Annotated in this window: 19 protein-coding genes; 8 read left to right on the top strand and 11 right to left on the bottom strand. The window is 72.1% G+C overall.

The window, feature by feature from the left end:
* Nucleotides 1-101 precede the first annotated feature (101 nt).
* From CP967_RS28235 to CP967_RS28200, 8 genes are all read left to right on the top strand, one after another.
* Complete coding sequence (locus tag CP967_RS28235; protein ID WP_150492092.1) at nt 102-1,010, top strand: 5'-3' exonuclease; 909 nt, start codon at nt 102-104, stop codon at nt 1,008-1,010.
* 61 nt (nt 1,011-1,071) lie between these two features.
* Nucleotides 1,072-1,914, top strand: coding sequence for a siderophore-interacting protein (locus CP967_RS28230; protein WP_150490674.1), 843 nt, complete (start codon nt 1,072-1,074; stop codon nt 1,912-1,914).
* Between the two features lie 190 nt (nt 1,915-2,104).
* A complete protein-coding gene (locus tag CP967_RS28225) occupies nt 2,105-2,689 on the top strand; it encodes a sigma-70 family RNA polymerase sigma factor (RefSeq protein WP_150490673.1) in 585 nt (194 codons plus the stop codon).
* Nucleotides 2,686-3,441 carry an anti-sigma factor gene (locus CP967_RS28220; protein ID WP_150490672.1) on the top strand — a complete coding sequence of 252 codons (756 nt, stop codon included), beginning with the start codon at nt 2,686-2,688 and terminating at the stop codon, nt 3,439-3,441. The genes CP967_RS28225 and CP967_RS28220 overlap by 4 nt, the downstream gene beginning before the upstream one ends.
* A gap of 347 nt (nt 3,442-3,788) precedes the next feature.
* A complete protein-coding gene (locus CP967_RS28215; protein WP_373300384.1) occupies nt 3,789-5,408 on the top strand; it encodes a molybdopterin-dependent oxidoreductase in 1,620 nt (539 codons plus the stop codon).
* Between the two features lie 110 nt (nt 5,409-5,518).
* Complete coding sequence (locus CP967_RS28210) at nt 5,519-6,163, top strand: fasciclin domain-containing protein (RefSeq protein ID WP_150490670.1); 645 nt, start codon at nt 5,519-5,521, stop codon at nt 6,161-6,163.
* Between the two features lie 289 nt (nt 6,164-6,452).
* A complete protein-coding gene (locus CP967_RS28205) occupies nt 6,453-7,394 on the top strand; it encodes an ADP-ribosylglycohydrolase family protein (protein ID WP_150492091.1) in 942 nt (313 codons plus the stop codon).
* 88 nt (nt 7,395-7,482) lie between these two features.
* Nucleotides 7,483-7,944: an SPW repeat protein gene (locus tag CP967_RS28200; protein ID WP_150490669.1), complete on the top strand. Its 462-nt coding sequence runs from the start codon at nt 7,483-7,485 to the stop codon at nt 7,942-7,944.
* Between the two features lie 100 nt (nt 7,945-8,044).
* On the opposite strand, the gene CP967_RS28195 is transcribed toward CP967_RS28200, so the two are convergent.
* The 11 genes from CP967_RS28195 to pafA all read right to left on the bottom strand — a co-directional run bounded on the left by CP967_RS28195 (nt 8,045) and on the right by pafA (nt 19,070).
* A complete protein-coding gene (locus tag CP967_RS28195; RefSeq protein WP_150490668.1) occupies nt 8,045-10,876 on the bottom strand; it encodes a DEAD/DEAH box helicase in 2,832 nt (943 codons plus the stop codon).
* 94 nt (nt 10,877-10,970) lie between these two features.
* Nucleotides 10,971-11,861 carry a diacylglycerol kinase gene (locus CP967_RS28190; RefSeq protein WP_150490667.1) on the bottom strand — a complete coding sequence of 297 codons (891 nt, stop codon included), beginning with the start codon at nt 11,859-11,861 and terminating at the stop codon, nt 10,971-10,973.
* A gap of 18 nt (nt 11,862-11,879) precedes the next feature.
* Nucleotides 11,880-12,824 carry a twin-arginine translocase subunit TatC gene (gene tatC, locus CP967_RS28185; RefSeq protein ID WP_150490666.1) on the bottom strand — a complete coding sequence of 315 codons (945 nt, stop codon included), beginning with the start codon at nt 12,822-12,824 and terminating at the stop codon, nt 11,880-11,882.
* Nucleotides 12,825-12,872: 48 nt separating this feature from the next.
* Nucleotides 12,873-13,166, bottom strand: coding sequence for a Sec-independent protein translocase subunit TatA (gene tatA, locus CP967_RS28180; RefSeq protein ID WP_150490665.1), 294 nt, complete (start codon nt 13,164-13,166; stop codon nt 12,873-12,875).
* 219 nt (nt 13,167-13,385) lie between these two features.
* Nucleotides 13,386-13,583 (bottom strand): hypothetical protein, encoded by a 198-nt coding sequence (locus CP967_RS28175; RefSeq protein WP_150490664.1) that lies wholly within the window; start codon nt 13,581-13,583, stop codon nt 13,386-13,388.
* A gap of 36 nt (nt 13,584-13,619) precedes the next feature.
* Nucleotides 13,620-13,895, bottom strand: a complete 276-nt coding sequence (locus CP967_RS28170) for a hypothetical protein (RefSeq protein WP_150490663.1) — start codon at nt 13,893-13,895, stop codon at nt 13,620-13,622.
* A gap of 35 nt (nt 13,896-13,930) precedes the next feature.
* The gene (locus CP967_RS28165; RefSeq protein WP_150490662.1) at nt 13,931-14,887 is read right to left on the bottom strand and encodes a helix-turn-helix transcriptional regulator; all 957 of its coding nucleotides are present in this window, start codon (nt 14,885-14,887) and stop codon (nt 13,931-13,933) included.
* 16 nt (nt 14,888-14,903) lie between these two features.
* The gene (locus tag CP967_RS28160) at nt 14,904-15,857 is read right to left on the bottom strand and encodes a helix-turn-helix transcriptional regulator (RefSeq protein ID WP_150490661.1); all 954 of its coding nucleotides are present in this window, start codon (nt 15,855-15,857) and stop codon (nt 14,904-14,906) included.
* 151 nt (nt 15,858-16,008) lie between these two features.
* Nucleotides 16,009-16,383, bottom strand: coding sequence for an FKBP-type peptidyl-prolyl cis-trans isomerase (locus CP967_RS28155; protein ID WP_150490660.1), 375 nt, complete (start codon nt 16,381-16,383; stop codon nt 16,009-16,011).
* A 44-nt stretch (nt 16,384-16,427) separates the two neighbouring features.
* On the bottom strand, nt 16,428-17,372 hold the full coding sequence (locus CP967_RS28150; protein ID WP_150490659.1) for an FKBP-type peptidyl-prolyl cis-trans isomerase: 945 nt from the start codon (nt 17,370-17,372) through the stop codon (nt 16,428-16,430).
* A gap of 336 nt (nt 17,373-17,708) precedes the next feature.
* Nucleotides 17,709-19,070, bottom strand: a complete 1,362-nt coding sequence (gene pafA / locus CP967_RS28145; RefSeq protein ID WP_150490658.1) for a Pup--protein ligase — start codon at nt 19,068-19,070, stop codon at nt 17,709-17,711.
* Between the last annotated feature and the right edge of the window lie 9 nt (nt 19,071-19,079).

The raw sequence follows: 19,079 nt of genomic DNA, 5'->3' as shown, positions 1-19,079 counted from the left end.
ACCCATGACACTCCGGAACCCCGTGACCGCGGGAACCGTACGCTCCGGGCCCGGGGCTGTCGGTGGTGTGCGGCATGATCAGGTGTGTGACGCGACGCCTGATGCTCCTCGACACCGCCTCCCTGTATTTCCGCGCCTACTTCGGCGTACCGGACTCGGTGCGCGCCCCTGACGGCACCCCGGTGAACGCCGTGCGCGGACTGCTCGACTTCGTCGCACGGCTGGTGCAGGACCACCGGCCGGACGAGCTGGTCGCGTGCATGGACGCCGACTGGCGCCCGCACTGGCGGGTCGAGCTCATCCCGACGTACAAGGCGCACCGGGTGGCCTCACCGGCTCCCGACGGCGCGCCCGACGAGGAGGAGGTCCCCGACACGCTGTCCCCGCAGGTCCCGGTCATCGAGGAGGTGCTGGACGCGCTAGGCGTCGCCCGGGTGGGGGTCTCCCCGTACGAGGCGGACGACGTCATCGGCACGCTGGCCCGGCGGGCGGCGGGGCCGGTCGACATCGTCACGGGCGACCGCGACCTCTACCAGCTCGTCGACGACGAGCGGCGGGTGCGGGTCCTCTACCCGGTGAAGGGGATGGGGACGCTCCAGCTGACGGACGAGGCGTGGCTGCGGGAGAAGTACGGCGTGGGCGGCGCGGGCTACGCGGACCTCGCGCTGCTGCGCGGTGACCCGAGCGACGGCCTGCCGGGGGTCCCCGGCATCGGCGAGAAGACGGCGGCGAAGCTGCTGGACGCCTACGGCGACCTGGCGGGGATCATGGCCGCGGTCGACGACCCGGCCTCACGGCTGACCCCGTCGCAGCGCAGGCGGCTGGACGAGGCGCGGGCCTATGTGGCGGTCGCGCCCGAGGTGGTCAGGGTCGCCGACGACGTGCCGCTGCCCGGTTTCGACCCCGCGCTCCCCCGGGAGCCGCGGGATCCCGCGGCGCTGGAGGCACTGGCCGCGCGGTGGGGGCTGGGCGGTTCGCTCCGGCGTCTGCTTGTGACGCTGCGGACGTAGGGTGCTAGCTTAGGTATACCTAAGTGCGAAATCCAGGGACGTCCAGAGCAGGGAGAACCTCGTGGCAGAGCGGCCGGCACGCCGGACACCGAAGGCACAGGGGGCGCGGGTCGTGCGCACCGAGCGGATCACCCCGCACATGGTGCGTGTGGTCCTCGGCGGTGACGGCCTGGCGGACTTCGCCCTCGCCGGGTTCGCCGATCACTACATCAAACTGTGCTTCGCCCCCGAGGGCGCCGATTACGCGCACCCGTACGACATGGCGAAGATCCGCGAGGAGTACCCGCGCGAGCAGTGGCCGACCACGCGTACGTACACGGTGCGTTCCTGGGACCCGGTGGCCCGGGAGATGGCCGTCGACTTCGTGGTGCACGGGGACGAGGGGCTCGCCGGACCGTGGGCGGCCCGGGCGCGGGCCGGTGAGCAGGTGACCTTCCTGGGGCCCGGCGGGGGTTACGCTCCGGACCCCTCGGCCGACTGGCACCTGCTGGCCGGCGACGAGAGCGCGCTGCCCGCGATCGCCGCCGCGCTGGAGCAGATGCCGGCGGAGGCCGGGGGGTACGCCTTCGTGGAGGTCCCGGACGCGGCGGAGGAGCAGAAGCTGGTCGCGCCGGACGGCGTCGAGGTGGTCTGGCTCCACCGGGGCGACCGCCCGGTCGGCGAACCGCTGGTCGCCGCGGTGAAGGGGCTGGAGTTCCCCGAGGGCCGGGTGCAGGCGTTCGTGCACGGCGAGGCGGGCTTCGTGAAGGAGATCCGGCGCCATCTGCGTCTGGAGCGCGGGATTCCGCTCGCGCAGCTGTCCGTCTCGGGTTACTGGCGGCTCGGCCAGAACGACGACGCGTGGCGCGCGGTGAAGCGTGAGTGGAACGAGCAGGTGGAACGCGAGCAGGAGAGCAACGCCTGAGCTGACCGCCGACCCGCTGACCCGCACCGGAGCCCGGCCCCCGCCCGAAGGCGGCGGCCGGGCTCCGGTGCCGTCCGCCGGCGTTCCCGGCCGGGGCCGGCGGGCGGAGGTTTCCGGCCGTCCGGGCAATCCGCGGGGCTGTCGGCTCCGAATCAGCACGGAAGCCGTCGTCCCCGGAAGGAACAGCCCCGTGAGAGAAGCCGTCCACATCAGTGAGCGTCCCGCGCCGGGGCCCGACCCCCAGGAGCTGCTCGTCCGGGTGGCCCGCGGGGACCAGGACGCTTTCACACGGCTGTACGACCACATCAGCGGGCCGGTGTTCGGCCTGGTCCTCCGGGTGCTCCGCGACCCCGCCCAGTCCGAGGAGGTGGCCCAGGAGGTGCTGGTCGAGGTCTGGCGGACCGCGCCGCGCTTCCAGCCGTCCCGGGGCAGCGCCATGAACTGGGTGCTGACGCTGGCCCACCGCCGTGCCGTGGACCGGGTCCGGTCGGCCGAGGCGTCCACGGCCCGCGAGCACAGGGCCGCGCTGCTCGACCGTACGCCGGACTTCGACCAGGTGACCGAACAGGTCGAGAGCAGACTGGAGCGGGAGCAGGTGCGGCGCTGTCTGCGGACCCTCTCCGAACTCCAGCGGGAATCGGTGACGCTGGCGTACTACCGCGGGCTGACCTACCGGGAGGTCGGGGAGCTGCTGTCCGTTCCGCTGGGAACGGTCAAGACCCGGCTGCGCGACGGGCTCATCCGGCTGCGCGACTGCCTGGGGGTGACCGCGTGAGCACGGCGGAACTGCACACGCTGACCGGGGCGTACGCCCTGCACGCCCTGCCGGACGACGAACGGCGGGCCTTCCGGCGGCATCTGAGTGCCTGTGAGCCGTGCGCCCAGGAGGTACGCGAGCTGTCGGCCACCGCCGCCCGGCTCGGGCTCGCCGTGTCCGTCCCCGCACCGCCCGGCCTGCGTGAGCGGGTGCTGCGGGAGGTGACGACCGTCCGGCAGGAGCCCCCGGAGGAGGGCCGCGGCACCCGCCCCGTGTCCCTCCTCCGGCGGACCCGCCGGCTCCCGGCGTACGCCCTCGCCGCCTGTCTCGCGGCGGCGGTGGCCTTCGGCGGGGTCGCCGTGTGGCAGAACCAGGTGGCGCGGGACGCCCGTCAGGAGGCGCGGGAGGCGCGGCAGCAGAACGAGCGGATGTCACAGGTGCTGGCGGCTCCCGACGCCAGGACCGCCTCGGCCGGACTTGCGGGTGGCGGGCGGAGCACGGTGGTGGTCTCCCGGGACGTGGACCGGGCGGTCTTCGTGGCCGTCGGGCTGGAGGCGCTGCCCCGGGACAAGGTGTACCAGCTGTGGTTCGACGAGGCCGGGGCCATGCGGCCGGCCGGGCTGGTGACCGCGGACCGGGCGGGCGAGGCGGTGCTGATGGACGGCCCCGTCGGCCGGGCCTCCGGCATGGGGGTCACGGTGGAACCCGCGGGCGGGTCCGAGCAGCCGACCACACCCCCTCTCGGCCTGATGGGCTTCCCACGAGGCTGAACCGCGGACCTGGGCCGCGAGCCTGAGCCGCGGCCCCGGACCGTCGGCCCCGACCCCGGACCGCAGGCCCTGACCCCCGGCCCCGGACCGCAGGCCCTGACCCCCGGCCCTGGCCGCGGTCCCGAGTCGCAGACCTGATCTGCGGCCCCGGACCGCGAACCCGGGCGGCGATCCCGATCTGCGGCCCCGGGCCCCGGACCCGGGCCGCGAACCACAGGAAGGCCCCGGCCCACCAGGCCGGGGCCTTCTCCCGTACGCACGTCCAGATCTCACCCGAACGGGTGAATCGGCTCTCCGGACCCATCCGGTGGCGGGGCCGGCTCCGAAGACCCGGTGTGAGCACAGATCTGCACGTCACGCAGCAGCGCGAAGCCCCGGAGGACCGGCGTCTCCCCCGGTCACGCACCGTGTGCGCCGCGCTCGGCGGGCTGGTCGCGGGGTTCGCCGCCCTGTGCGTGGCCGAACTCGCCGCGGCCGCCGTACGTCCCGAGGCCGGTCCGGTCGCGGCGGTGGGCGGGGCGGTCATCGACCGCACGCCGGCCGCCGTCAAGGACTTCGCCGTACGGACGTTCGGCACCGCCGACAAGCTGGTGCTCCAGCTGGGGATCCTCACGCTGCTGGCGGTCTTCGCCATGGCGGTGGGTGTCCTCGCGCTGAGGCACCGGCGGGCGGGCTGTGTGGCGGTACTGGTCTTCGGTGCGGCCGGGGCCGCCGCGGCGGCCGGGCGGCCCGGGGGCGGCGCGGCCGACGCGCTGCCCTCGGCCGTGGGCGCCGTGGTGGCCGCGGGGGTGCTCCACCTCCTGGCCGGCCGGCTCATCGGCCGTCCCGCCGTTCCGTCTCCCGCGGCTGGAGAGACGGACGGCGGGGCGGCGGGAACCTTCGACCGGCGCGGCTTCGTCGTCGCTGCGGGCGCCACCGCGGCCGCGTCGGCCGGTGCGGGACTCCTGGGACGGGCACTGCGGGCGTCCGGGGAGGCCGGTGCCGCCGCCTCGCGTGAGGCGGTCGTCCTGCCGGCGCCCGCCTCCCCCGCCCCCCCGCTCCCCCGGGGTGCCGAGCTGGACGTCAGGGGACTGGGCCCGTTCACCACCCCGAACAAGGACTTCTACCGGGTGGACACCGCTCTGGTGGTGCCGCGCGTCGATGTGGCCCGGTGGCGGCTGCGGATCCACGGCGAGGGCGTGGCACGCCCCCTCACCCTGAGCTTCCAGGACCTGCTGGAGCGGGAGACCGTCGAGCGGGACATCACGCTGACCTGTGTGTCCAACGAGGTCGGCGGTCCGTACACCGGCCACGCCCGCTGGCTCGGCGTACGTCTGGCCGACCTGCTCGCCGAAGCCGGGGTGGTACCGCCGTCCAGGGGCGGCCCGGCCGACCAGCTCGTGGCGCGCTCCGTCGACGGGATGACGACCGGCACCCCGGTCTCGACCGTCATGGACGGCCGTGACGCGCTGCTCGCGTTCGGGATGAACGGTGAACCGCTGCCCTTCACCCACGGTTTCCCGGTCCGCATGGTGGTGCCGGGTCTGTACGGCTACGTCTCGGCGTGCAAGTGGCTCAAGGAGCTGGAACTCACCACGTTCGCCGCGTACGACGCCTACTGGGCCGAGCGCGGCTGGTCGCGCCGGGCACCGGTGAAGACCCAGGCGCGTATCGACACCCCGCGCCCCTTCGCCTCCCCGCGCGCGGGCACCGTCCCGGTCGCCGGGGTCGCCTGGGCCCAGCACCGGGGCATCACCCGGGTCGAGGTCCGCGTGGACCGGGGCCCCTGGCACACCGCCCGGCTCGCCGAGGCGGCCGGGACGGACACCTGGCGCCAGTGGGTGTGGGAATGGCCCGCCACGCCCGGCCACCACACCCTGGAGGTCCGCGCGACGGACGGTACGGGCGCCACCCAGACCGGCGAGCGGGCGGGCACCGTGCCCGACGGTGCGACCGGATGGCATTCGGTGGTGGTCGACGTGCCCTGACCGCCTCCCCTCCCCGGTCCTCCACGGACCGCTCTTCCTTTCCTCATCCCTTGTCCCTCCCTCTTTCCTTTCCTTTCCTTTCCGGAACCACGACCCACCCAGGAGAACCCGTGAACAACCGCGCCTTCCGCCGTGTCGCCCTCGCCGTGTCCGCGGCGGCCGTGCTGCCGCTCGTCCTGACCGCCTGCTCCGGGGACGGTGACACCTCCGCGTCGGGCTCCGGTGCGAGTGCCGCGAAGTCCTCGTCCGCCGCCCCGGCCGAGGAGACGAAGCCCCTGAACGAGCCGTTCGGCCCCGCGTGTTCGACCGTCCCGCAGGACGGCGCGGGGTCCTTCGCCGGCATGGCCCAGGACCCGGTCGCCACGGCCGCGTCCAACAACCCGGCGCTGTCCACGCTGGTCGCCGCCGTGAAGCAGGCCGGGCTGGTGGACACGCTGAACAACGCCGAGAACCTCACCGTGTTCGCCCCGACGAACGACGCCTTCGCCAAGATCCCGAAGGCCGACCTGGACAAGCTGCTCGCCGACAAGGAGCAGCTGACCACGGTGCTCACCTCGCACGTGGTGGGCCAGAGGCTGGCACCGGCGCAGCTGGAGAAGGGCTCCTTCGACACGCTCGCCAAGACGAAGCTGACGACGGCGGGTTCGGGCACGGACTACACCGTGAACGACTCGTCGAAGGTCGTCTGCGGCAATGTGCAGACCTCCAACGCCACCGTGTACATCATCGACACCGTCCTGATGCCGATGAGCTGATCCGTTCCCCTCGTACGCTTGACCGTATGAGCGGAACAGGTTCACCGGGCCGTGGCCCCGGCGGTGCGCGGCGGGACACGGCCCGGGCGGACCGGGCGGCGGGTGCCGTGGTGGGTTCCGCCGCCGGTGACGCCCTGAGGGCTGTCCCATGATCCCTGGTGGGCGTGCGACGACAGTCACGGCACCTCGCGGCGTTGTCGGAACGTCCGCATACATCCAGTATGCGAACGCCCCTCCGCCTTGCGATGCTCCCCCACAGCCCGAACGGCGCGGGAGGGACCCCCACCGTCTGACGCCGCACGCCGATCCACCACGGATCACGGGACAGCCCTTGGGCGCCCCTTTCGAGTTCGGGCCGCCCGGGGTGTTCACCGCCCGCTTCCCCGACGGCGCGGGGGCCCTGTGCGGGGGCGGCGGCTGGGATCCGGGGGAGGCGACGGACGACACCCAGATGGCCGTTCTGGTGGGCGAGTCGCTGCTGGAACGGGGCGGGCTCGAACTCCCCGATGTCTTCGCCCGGTTCAGGCGGTGGGCCGCGGGCGACCCGAAGGACATCGGGCTCCAGACCGAGGACGTCCTGACGAGCGGTGAGCCCTGGGACCTGGCGGCCGCCCTGCACTTCCAGGTCAACAGCCGTGCGGCGGGAAACGGTTCGCTGATGCGGGCCTCCACCTCCGCGGTGTACTTCGCGCGTTCGGGACGGGCGGCGACCATGGAGGCCGCCCGGCGGATCGCGGCACTGACCCATGGCGACCGCGCCGCCTGGGAGGGCACCGCCGTACTGCACGAGCTGATCCGGGTCGCCCTGGACGGCGGTGATCCGCTCGCGGCCGTCGGCCGGACCCTGGCGGAGGTCCACCCGGACCACCGGGCGCGCTGGTCCACCGTCCTGGCGCCCGGCTGGCACCCCGACGACACCACCGAGTTCAACGGCGCGGTCCGGCCCTGCCTGGGCACCGCCCTCTGGGCGGTGCGCACCACCACCGGTTTCGAGGACGCCCTGGCGGCCGCCTTCGACGTGGGCGGGGACACCGACACGGTCGCGGCGGTCACCGGTGCGCTGGCAGGCGCGCTGTACGGCCTCGGCGCGGTCCCGGAACGCTGGAGGAAGACCCTGCACGTGCCGCTTCCGGGGTACGGGGACCGGGTACTGCGGACGGCCGACCTGGTCACGCTGGCCGTCCGGCTCGACGATTCCGCAGAATCCCATGCCGGAAAAAACTACACATAAGGGACGAATAAGAGCACACTGGCGGAAGAGACAAGGGCCGCAACCCCACCGCGGCCGCTCTTCCAATCGTGCGAAGGAGACGAAATCCATGAGCAACGTCTCGCACAGCAGCCGGCGCGCTGACACGCACACCGATCTGTCGGGCCACCCCGACGCCTCCGAGATGCGAGCACGGCACGACCGCGTCATGCGCGGCGGCGGCCGGAGCACGGGTCTCGCGGACGCCCCGGTGTTCCTGCTGGGTCTGTACTGCGCCGTCTCGCCCTGGGTGCTGCACTTCACGGCGAACCAGCCGTCCCTGGTGACCCACAACCTCGTCATCGGCATCGCGATCGCCGTGCTGGCGCTCTGCTTCACCGCCATGCCGGAACGGATGACCGGAATGAGCCTGGCCATCTCCGCGCTGGGTGCCTGGCTGATCGCATCGACCTGGATCGTGGGCCAGAGCCCCGATACGGGCGTCATCCTCAACAACGTGATCGTCGGAGGTCTGGCCGTCGTGCTGGGGGCGATCTGCGCCGGGGTCGCGATGAAGAACAGGAAGACCTGACCCGGAAGGCGGCGCACGGGGCGTTGACGCCCCGGCTGCGGCCGGAGGACCGGTGACCCACCGGAACTCCGGCCACAGCTCTGCCGGGACGGCTCGGCGCTCAGCCCACCGAGCTGTACGCGACCACACCCCGCAGCACCGCGTCCACCGCCTTGTGGGCGGCCTTCGGCACCGTCGAGCCGCCCTCGCGCGGTGCGGCGGCCGCGATCTGGCCGAGCACGTCGATGACCTGCTTGCACCACCGTACGAAGTCACCGGCCGGCATCTCCGCCTCGCGGAGCACCTCGTCCAGCGTCCGGCCGGAGGCCCACATGTAGACGGCCCAGGCGAATCCGAGGTCGGGCTCACGCTGGCCGACGCCCTCGGACTGACTGATCTTGAAGTCCTCCTCCAGGGCGTCGAGCCTGCCCCAGATGCGGACCATCTCGCCCAGCGCCACCTTGGCCGGCCCGGACGGCAGCTTGGGTGCCACCGCGTCGTCCGCCTGGCGGGCCTCGTAGACCAGCGCCGAGACGCACGCCGCCAGTTCGGCCGGGTTCAGCCCCTCCCAGACCCCGTCCCGGATGCATTCGCTCGCCAGCAGGTCGAGTTCGCCGTACAGGCGCGCCAGCCGCCGGCCGTTGCCGGTGACCTCGTTGCCCCGCAGGTAGTCGAGTTCGGTGAGCAGGGCGACGATCCGGTCGAAGGTCCGGGCGATGGTGTTCGTCCGGCCCTCGATGCGCTTCTCCAGCTGACGGGTGTCCCGCTGGAGGCGGTGGTAGCGCTCGGCCCAGCGCGCGTGGTCCTCGCGCTCGTCGCAGCCGTGGCAGGGGTGGGCCCGCAGTTCGGTGCGCAGCCGGGCGATCTCCCGGTCGTCGGCCGCCGCGGCCCGCTGCTTGCGGTGCCGGCCCGGGTCGATGTGCCCGGCCTTGCTGCGCAGCGCGGAGGCCAGGTCCCTGCGCGACTGGGGGGAGCGCGGGTTGAAGGACTTCGGCACCCGCATCCGCTCCAGCGCCTCCACCGGCACCGGGAAGTCGATCTGGGCGAGCCGCTTCACCTGCCGCTCGGCGGTCAGCACCAGCGGACGGGGGCCGTCGTGGTGCTCCAGGCCCCGGTGCCCGTTGGCCCGTCCGGCGGGGACGCCCGGGTCCAGGACCAGCGCGAGCCCGGCGAACTTGCCGGTGGGCACATGGATCACGTCACCGGGCTTCAGCTTCTCCAGGGACGCCGCCGCGGCGGCCCGCCGCTGGGCGGCGCCCTGCTTGGCCAGCTCCGTCTCGCGGTCCTTGAGGTCGCGGCGCAGCCGCGCGTACTCCTCGAAGTCCCCGAGGTGGCAGGTCATTCCCTCCTTGTAGCCCTCCAGGCCCTCCTCGTTGCGCTGGACCTGGCGGGAGATGCCGACGACGGACCGGTCGGCCTGGAACTGCGCGAAGGACGTCTCCAGCAGTTCACGCGAGCGGTGCCGCCCGAACTGCTGCACCAGGTTGACGGCCATGTTGTACGAGGGCCGGAAACTGGACCGCAGCGGGTAGGTACGGGTGCCCGCGAGGCCGGCGAGGGCGCCCGGGTCCATGCCCCGCTGCCACAGGACGACCGCATGGCCCTCGACGTCGATGCCGCGGCGGCCCGCCCGGCCGGTCAGCTGGGTGTACTCGCCGGGAGTGATGTCGGCGTGCTGCTCGCCGTTCCACTTGACCAGCTTCTCCAGCACCACCGAGCGGGCCGGCATGTTGATGCCGAGCGCCAGGGTCTCGGTCGCGAAGACCGCCTTGACCAGACCGCGGACGAACAGCTCCTCGACGACCTCCTTGAAGGTCGGCAGCATGCCCGCGTGGTGCGCGGCGATGCCCCGCTCCAGCCCTTCGAGCCACTCGTAGTAGCCGAGGACGTGGAGGTCCTCGGCGGGGATCGACGCGGTCCGCTCCTCGACGATCTCCCGCACCAGGCGGCGCTTGTCCTCGTCGTTGAGCCGCAGTCCGGCCGCCAGGCACTGCTGGACGGCCGCCTCGCAGCCGGCCCGGCTGAAGATGAAGGTGATGGCGGGCAGCAGCCCCTCGGCGTCGAGCCGGTCGATGACCTCGGGCCGGGCCGGGGTCCAGATACGGCCGCGCTGGCGCCGCTCGCGCTCGCGGTCCGCCTCGCGGACCATCTTGCCGCGGCGGCGGTCGCGCGGGTTGTAGGTGCGCTGGTTCTCCATCCGGGCGAGCCGGAGCAGATCGGGGTTGACCTCGCGCCGGCCGGTGCCCCGGCCGCCGTGGTCGGTCTCCTCCTCGAAGAGGTCGTACACCCGGCGGCCGGCCATGACGTGCTGCCACAGCGGCACCGGCCGGTGCTCGGAGACGATCACCTGGGTGTCGCCGCGCACGGTGTCCAGCCAGTCGCCGAACTCCTCGGCGTTGGACACGGTCGCCGACAGTGACACCAGGGTCACCGACTCCGGCAGGTGGATGATCACTTCCTCCCACACGGCGCCGCGGAAGCGGTCGGAGAGGTAGTGCACCTCGTCCATCACGACATGGCCGAGACCGGTGAGGGCCTGGGAGCCCGCGTACAGCATGTTCCGCAGCACCTCGGTGGTCATGACGACCACGGGCGCGTCCGCGTTGACGCTGTTGTCACCGGTCAGAAGGCCGACCCGGTCCGCGCCGTACCGCTTCACCAGATCGGTGAACTTCTGGTTGGACAGGGCCTTGATGGGGGTGGTGTAGAAGCACTTGCGGCCCTGCTCCAGGGCCAGGTGCACGGCGAACTCGCCGACGATCGTCTTGCCCGACCCGGTCGGGGCGGCGACCAGCACCCCCTTGCCCGCCTCCAGCGCCTTGCACGCCTCGATCTGGAACGGGTCCAGGGGGAAGTCGTACAGGTCGCGGAAGGGGCCGAGAGCCGTGGCCGCTTCGGCCGCACGGACCCGGGACGCCTGGTATCGCTCAGCTGGTGAGAGGTCCTCTGTCATCTTGCTGTCGAGCCTACCCGCCGGGTCCGACAGTCAGCCCGGCCTTTATCGCGGAGCACGGCGCCACGGCGGCCGCGGCCCGCCGCCACGGCGGTCAGGGCACGAGCACCCGCACCGCGCCGGGCACGCAGCGGGCCGTCAGCGGCAGCGCGCCCAGCGGCTCACCGTCCGCGTACGCCGTGACACCCTCCGCTTCCAGCTCGATCGCCGAGACCCGGTGGACGCTCACCACCGGGTGGTCCAGGTGCGTGCCGCGGTAGACGCGGGGGAAGACCCGGAGCAGGGTGGTGCGGCTGCAGTTCCCGACCACCGTCACGTCGAAGAGCCCGTCGTCCATGACGGCGTCGGCGCAGATCCGCATCCCGCCGCCGTACGTCGTGCCGTTGCCGACGGCTATCAGCGTGGCCTCGATCTCGCGCACCGGCCCCCCGTCCAGCCTCAGCCGGTAGCCGATGGGCCGGAAGGCGGCCAGCTCGGCGAGGATCGCCAGGTCGTACTTGAACCGCCCGCCGGCCCAGCGCATCCGGTTGCCCCGGTCGTTGACCCGGGAGTCGAAACCGGAGGCCAGGACGGAACCGAACCACCGCTCCCCGACCCGGCCGAGGTCGATCTCCCGCACCCGGCCCCGCTTCAGGGCCTCGGCGGCCAGCCGCCCCGCCGCGGCGGGGTCGCGGACCGGGAGCCCGAGGGCCCGCGCGAAGTCGTTGCCGGTCCCGACGGCGACGGCGCCGAGGGGGGTCGCGGTTCCGGCCACCGCCTGCAGGGCGAGGGACATCATGCCGTCCCCGCCCACGGTTATCAGGGCGCCCGTCCCGCCGGCCACGGCTTCCCTGGCCCTCCTCAGGGCGTCGTCGGCGTTCTCGCCGAGCACCGTGCGTACGAGGAAACCGGCGTCCCGCAAAGCGGAAGCGGCCGGCTGCGCGGCACGCGCGCCCCGGCCGCTTCCCGCGGTGGGATTGACGAAGAGGGTGATCTCGCTGGTCACCCGCCGGACCCTACAAGGTCAGGTGATGTCGTCGTAACCGTTGAGCCGGTGGGACCGGGAACCGTCCGCGCCGCTTCCGGCCTGCTCGGGCAGGGTGGGCACGGGTCCGATGTCCTCCGGCGTGAGGTCCAGCTCCGACGCCTCGTCGTCGTCGAGCCCGGCGTCGGGGTTCTTGCGGTTCCGCCGCGCGTCGTTGACGAGGGAGAACCCGGTGGCGACGAAGTACAGGACGGCCAGCGGGCCGGCGAGCAGCAGCATGGAGACCGGCTCGCCGCCGGGGGTGGCGATCGCCGCGAAGGCGGTGAGGCCGACGATCATGCCCCGCCACCAGCCGAGCATCCTCTTGCCGGACACCACGCCCGTCATGTTCAGCGCGATGAGGAGCAGCGGGAGTTCGAAGGCGAACCCGAAGACGAGGACCATGCGGGTCAGCAGGTCGAGGTAGCTGTCGAGTGCGATCTGGTTCTGTACGTCGGCGGGGCTGAAGCCCAGCATGATCTCCGCGGTCTGCGGCAGGATCGCGTAGGCCAGGTAACCGCCCGCGACGAACAGGGGTGCGCCTATCAGCACGAAGCCGTAGGCGTAGCGCTTCTCGTTCCGGTGGAGGCCGGGCGCCACGAAGGCCCAGAGCTGGAAGAGCCAGACCGGGGTCGCGATCAGCACACCCGACATCAGGCCGACCTTCAGCGCGTTGGTGAAGGGCCCCATCAGGGTGTCGGTCTTGAGTACCGCGCAGGCCTTGCCGTCCACGGTCCTGACCACGCCGTCCTCGCAGCCGACCGAGCTGATCAGCGGACGCAGGAGGAAGTCGTAGATCTCCTTCTGGTAGAAGGCGGCGACGACCGTCACCACGGCGATGGCCAGGACGGCCTTCAGCAGCCGGTTACGCAGTTCACGCAGGTGATCGAGGAGCGGCATCCGCCCCTCGTCGTCCTTCTCCTGCTTGCGGGCGGACTTGAGCAACCCACTTCCCTCGTCTCGTGCGTCAGCCGTCGGTGGTGCGGACGGCCGTCAGCTCTGGGTGGTGGGCTTGGCCTCGCCGACCGGACGGGAGCTGGTGACGTCTCCCGGGGCGGCCTGGATCGTGCGGGCGGACGTGGCCGGCGGGGCGGTGTCGGCCACGGTCTCCGTGGTGGGCGCCGCGGCGTCCGCGTCGTCCTTCTTCATCGCCTTGGCCTCGCTCTTGAGGATGCGGGCCGACTTGCCGAGCGAACGCGCCATGTCGGGGAGCTTCTTGGCACCGAAGAGAAGCAGGATGACAGCGATGATCAGAACGATCTCGAGGGGCTTCAGATTGCCGATCATGTGCGACTTCCTTCTCACTGAGGCGACTGGAGGGTGGGGGCTCGCTACCCGTGCGCCGGAACATACGTCCGACCTTCGCGCTGGCAGCGATCGTAACCCGCAGGGGTAAACGCCAGGCAATGCCCGTGCGTACTCCTGCTTGCGGCCCGCACCTCCCTGCCTGGGCCGACCCTAGGAAGCGTACCCTCCACGCGGGCGGATCAGGAGGGGCCCGCCCCGCTAGCGCAAGGCCTCCCCGGTGTCGGCGAGGCGGGTGGCCGCCCGTTCGAGGTCCTCGGCCGCCCGGTTGATCCGCCGTGTGGTCGCGGCGACCTGCAGGCCGAGGCGCCGCGCCTCGACGAACACCCTGACGGCCAGGACACCGAGTACGGCCAGGCCGAGGAATCCCAGAGCGATGGCGAGCATGGGCCAGAACATGGACGAAGCCTCGAAGTCTCTCGGGTGCCGCGTGCGTTACCGGGCGGCGGTGTGCAGGCGCAGTGTCCGCACCCCGCCGCCGGTGAGGAGTTCCACGATGCGCTCCCCGGCGGGCTTGCGGACGGCCGACCCGCAGTCGGGACAGGTGAAGGAGTAGAAGGTGGTACGGCGGCTGGCCCCTATGGCCAGCCGCAGCGCCTCCGCGCCGAGCTCGAACCGCGCCCGGCAGTCGGGGCAGGCCGCCCGGAACCGTACGGCGGCGGACACCGGGACCGGGACGGGGCCGGCGGGCGCGTCCGTTATGACGGTCATGTGACTCCTGTCTCCTGGATGCACGGGTCCGCGGCTCAGAGCGTGCCGCCGTAGGCGGCCAGCGCCTCGCGGGCCGCCTCGCGGGCGCTCTCGGCCAGGGCCGGCGGGGAGGTGATGCGCCCCTCACCGCCGAGCCGCAGGGCGAGCCGGCGCAGTGAGGCGGGGTCGGGGGTGCGCAGGGTGATCCGCAGTCCTCCGTCGGGCAGTTCCTCCGCGCGGTCGTGCGGGTAGTACTCGGCGACCCACCGGCCGCCCGGGCCCACCTCGACCACGACCTCCGGGTCCTCGGCGGCGGGCTGCACCAGTCCTTCGGACAGGTCGCGCAGTTCGAGTTCGGGCGGCGCGGACGGGGCGTCCAGCAGCCGGATCTCGGCGACCCGGTCGAGGCGGAAGGTGCGCCGCGCCTCGGTGAGGCGGCACCAGCCCTCCAGGTAGGTGTGGCCGACGGCGAACAGCCGGATCGGGTCCACCTCGCGCTCGGTGAGCTCGTCGCGGGCGGGCGAGTAGTAGCGCAGCCACAGCCGGCGCCGCTCGGAGATCGCCCGGTCGACGTCGGCGAAGACCCCGCCCTCGGATTCGAAGGTGACCGAGAGCCGCGAGCTCGCGGCGCCGACCTCGCCGGCCGCGGTCTCCAGCTTCGCCGTCGCCCGTACCAGCGCCTGCCGGTCGCTCTCCCTGAGACCCGGCAGGGTGGCCACCGCGCGGGCCGCGACGAGCAGGGCGGTCGCCTCGTCCGCGGCGAGCCGCAGCGGGGCCGCGACGTCGTCCGGGTTGTGCCACCAGATCCGGTCGCCGTCGGTGTCGATGTCGAGGAGGTCGCCGCCGCGGAAGCTGGTTCCGCACATGGGCAGGACGTCGAGGTCGGAGATCAGCTCGTCCTCGGTGATCCCGAAGGCCCGGGCCACGTCCTGGACGTGGGCGCCGGGGCGCTCGCGGAGATAGGTCACCAGGGAGAGCATCCGCCGGGTCTGGTCGATCGCGTTCGTGGCCATGCGTGCGCTGGTCCTCTCAGTCCTCGGCCACGGCGCGCAGCCGGTCCATCACATCGGTCCGCAGGTCCGCGGGTTCGCTGACGACGACGTCGGGCCCGAACTCGACGAGCCAGGCGTCCAGGCCGTGGCCGTACGGGATCTCCAACTCGTCCCACCCGCCGCCGAGTTCCCTGACCGATATCGCGCGGGCCCGCAGCGGGTAGCCGGCCCCGGCCCGCAGCCTGATCCGGGCGGTCCGGGTGGCGGTCTCGCCCGCCCAGCTCTCCACGGTCTCCCTGACGGTGACCGCGTCGGGCACCGGTGCGCTGAAAGCACCCGCCCGGGACCGGACCTTGCCCGAGATACGGGACAGCCGGAAGACCCGCTCGGCGCCGCGCTCGCGGTCCCAGCCGGCCAGGTACCAGTGGCCGCGCCAGCACTCCAGCGTCCAGGGCTCCACCTGGCGCTGCTCGGGGCGGGCGGAGTTGCCCTTGCGGTAGTCGAAGGTGACCGGGCGGCGGTCCCGGCAGGCGAGCATCAGCGGCTCGAAGGCGGCCTCGTGGACCGGGATACGGGGCTCCAGGGCGCTGTGCACCTCGTAGGCGTCCTCGGATTCCGGCATGCCGGCGGCGCGCAGCTTCTGCAGGGCGCCGCTGGCGGCGCCGGCCAGCCGGGCCTGCTGCCAGACCTTCGCGGCGAGGCCGAGGGCCGCGGCCTCCTCGGCGTCCAGGGTGATCGGGGGCAGCCGGTTGCTGTCGCGGCGCGCGAGGTAGCCGGTGTCCCCGTCCAGGTTGTCCACGGTCTCGATGACCAGGCCGAGTTCGCGCAGGTCGTCCTTGTCGCGCTCGAACATCCGGTTGAAGGACTCGTCGGAGCCCGCCTCCAGGTAGGCCTCGATGGACCCGCGGAGCTCGCGCTTGCTGAGCGGGCGCCGGGTGCCCAGCAGGCACAGGGCCAGGTTCATCAGCCGTTCGGCCTTGGCGATCGCCATCGACGCCCTTTCTGTACGTGCTCCACGACGCTCGACCGTACCGCCCCGGGGTGCCCGGACCAAAAGCGAGGGCCCGCCGCCCGCCGGTGCACCGGACGACGGCGAGGGCCCGCACCTCACGGCGCGGGCCCTCGTTCCCGTCTTCGGCGGTTCAGACGCCGACCAGGTCGCAGACGAAGATCAGCGTCTCGCCCGGGGCGATACGGCCGCCGCCGGCCCCGCGGTCGCCGTAGGCGAGGTGCGCGGGGATGGTCAGCTGGCGGCGCCCGCCGACCTTCATGCCCTGGACGCCCTGGTCCCAGCCCGGGATGACCTGTCCGGCGCCGAGCTGGAACTGCAGCGGGGCGCCGCGGTTCCAGGAGGCGTCGAACTCCTCACCCGTGGAGAACGCCACACCGACGTAGTGCACGGAGACGGTCTGCCCCTTCTCCGCCACCGGTCCGTCGCCTTCCCAGATGTCCTTGATCTCCAGGTCGGCCGGCGGCTCGCCGCCCGGGAAGTCGATCTCGGGCTTCTCGATGCTCACTGAACTTGCTCCTCAAACCGATGAACTGCGCAACCGGGACAGTCTTACATCTTCGCCAGCAGGTCCACGGACCATACGAGGGTCGAGTTGGCGGGGACGGTCTGCTGGACCTCGTCGCCGAACCCCTGGTCCGGCGGGATCACCAGCAGCACCCGGCTGCCGACCTTCTTGCCGACCAGCCCGTCCTTGAGGCCCTTGACCGCGATGTTGGTCAGCGGGAAGGTCGCGGTCGTGCCCGAGGTGTAGGTGCTGTCGAACTCCTTCGCGCCCTTCCACAGCATCGCCTTGTAGTGGACGACGACGCTGTCGGTCTCCTTGAGGGCGTCCCCGTCGGACTCGATGACGTAGTTGGAGACCAGCTTCTTCGGCGGGTCGCTCTCGGGGATCTTCACCGAGGGCGCCTTGCCGTCGGTGTTGGTGCCGACCTTGGGCAGGTCGATGTTGTCCTGGGCGACGTCGGTGCCCTCGGCGGACGCCGGGATCGTCTTCGCCTTCAGGACGTCGACGACGAAGACCAGCGTGGCGCCGGGCTTGATGTCGCCCTGGCCCTGCTCGCCGTAGCCGAGGTCGGGGGGGATGACCAGCTGGACGCGGCTGCCGACCTTCTGGCCGACCAGGCCCTTGTCCCAGCCCTGGATCACCATGCCGGCACCGAGCGTCAGGTCGAAGGGCTGGCCCTTGTCGAAGCTGTTGTCGAACGGCTTGTCGGAGTCCCAGGACTGCCCGAGGTAGTTGACCTGGATCGCGTCGCCGTTCTTGAGCTTCGCGCCGTCACCCTCACTGATGACTTCGGTCTTCAGTTCCTTGGGGGGATTTCCCTCCCCCTTGGCCAGGGTGGGCTTCTCACCGAACTTCGCGCCCGCGGTGATCGCCGGGACGCCCTTCTCGGTCGGGGCGGTCGAGGCGGAGTCGGAGGCCTTGTCGTCACCGCAGGCCGCCGTGGACAGCAGCAGCAGGGGGACGACGAGAAGGCCGGCAAGTCGGCGCACTGGTTCCTCAGATCTCAGACGGCGCGTACAGGGGTCCTTGACACTCTAAGGGCTGCCCCGCGCTCCCCGGCGGGCGTGCGGCAACGGTCACGGCACCCCGCGGGGACGCTGGAACGTCCGCGTACTCCCCCGGCGGCTTCGCCCGGGGGCGCCCCACGCGTATGCGGACGCCCCTCCGCCTCGCGGCTGAGCGCCCCGTACGGCAGAGCCCTCCGGCCGGCGCCTCCTCCGGGCGGACATGGCGGGGCCCCGTACGCAGAACGTACGGGGCCCCGGCGCCGGGAACCCGGCCCGGATCACTTACGACCGGACCGGATCACCGCTGTCCGTTCTGGATCACATGCCGGCGATCAGTTTCTCCACCCGGTCGTCGACCGACCGGAACGGGTCCTTGCACAGCACGGTGCGCTGCGCCTGGTCGTTGAGCTTGAGGTGGACCCAGTCGACGGTGAAGTCCCTCCGCTGCTCCTGGGCCCGGCGGATGAAGTCACCGCGCAGCCGCGCCCTGGTGGTCTGCGGGGGCACCGACTTGCCCTCGAAGATCTTCAGGTCGTTGCAGATGCGGGCGGCCTGCCCCTTGCGCTCCAGGAGGTAGTAGAGCCCGCGCCGCCGGTGGATGTCGTGGTAGGCGAGGTCTATCTGGGCGACCCTCGGGTTCGACATGGTCATGTTGTGCTTGGCCCGGTACCGCTCCAGGAGCTTGTACTTCATGACCCAGTCGATCTCGGTGGCGACCCGGTCGAGGTCCTCCTCCTCGACGGCGTCCAGCGTGCGGCCCCACAGTTCGAGGACCTGGTCGACGGTGCCGGTGCGGATGCCCCGGCGCTCGACGAAGTCGACGGCCTTCTCGTAGTACTCCCGCTGGATCTCTATGGCCGAGGCCTCCCGGCCGCTGGCGAGGCGCACCTTGCGTCCGCCGGTGAGGTCGTGGCTGACCTCGCGGATGGCCCGGATCGGGTTCTCCAGGGTCAGGTCGCGCATCACCGTGCCCGCCTCGATCATGCGGAGGACCAGGTCGGTGGCGCCGACCTTGAGCAGCATGGTCGTCTCGGACATGTTGGAGTCGCCGACGATGACGTGGAGGCGGCGGTACCGCTCGGCGTCCGCGTGCGGTTCGTCCCGGGTGTTGATGATCGGCCGGGAGCGGGTCGTCGCGGAGCTGACGCCCTCCCAGATGTGCTCGGCGCGCTGGCTCACGCAGTAGACGGCTCCCCGCGGCGTCTGGAGCACCTTGCCGGCACCGCAGATGAGCTGCCTGGTGACCAGGAACGGAATGAGGATGTCCGCGAGCCGGGAGAATTCCCCGTGCCGGGCCACGAGGTAGTTCTCGTGGCAGCCGTAGGAGTTTCCCGCCGAGTCGGTGTTGTTCTTGAAGAGGTAGACGTCGCCGGCGATTCCCTCCTCGTGCAGGCGGCGTTCGGCGTCGACGAGCAGGCCCTCGAGAATGCGTTCGCCCGCCTTGTCGTGCGTGACCAGCTCGGTCACGTTGTCGCATTCGGGTGTGGCGTATTCCGGATGCGATCCCACGTCGAGGTAGAGGCGGGCGCCGTTCCGCAGGAAGACATTGCTGCTGCGGCCCCATGACACAACACGGCGGAAGAGGTAGCGCGCCACTTCGTCAGGTGACAGTCGGCGCTGTCCCCTGAACGTGCACGTGACGCCGTACTCGTTCTCCAGCCCGAAAATGCGGCGGTCCATGACTGAACA

The organism is Streptomyces nitrosporeus (genome assembly GCF_008704555.1).
Taxonomy (GTDB): Bacteria; Actinomycetota; Actinomycetes; order Streptomycetales; family Streptomycetaceae; genus Streptomyces; species Streptomyces nitrosporeus.
This window is presented reverse-complemented; position numbering and strand designations above follow the sequence as displayed.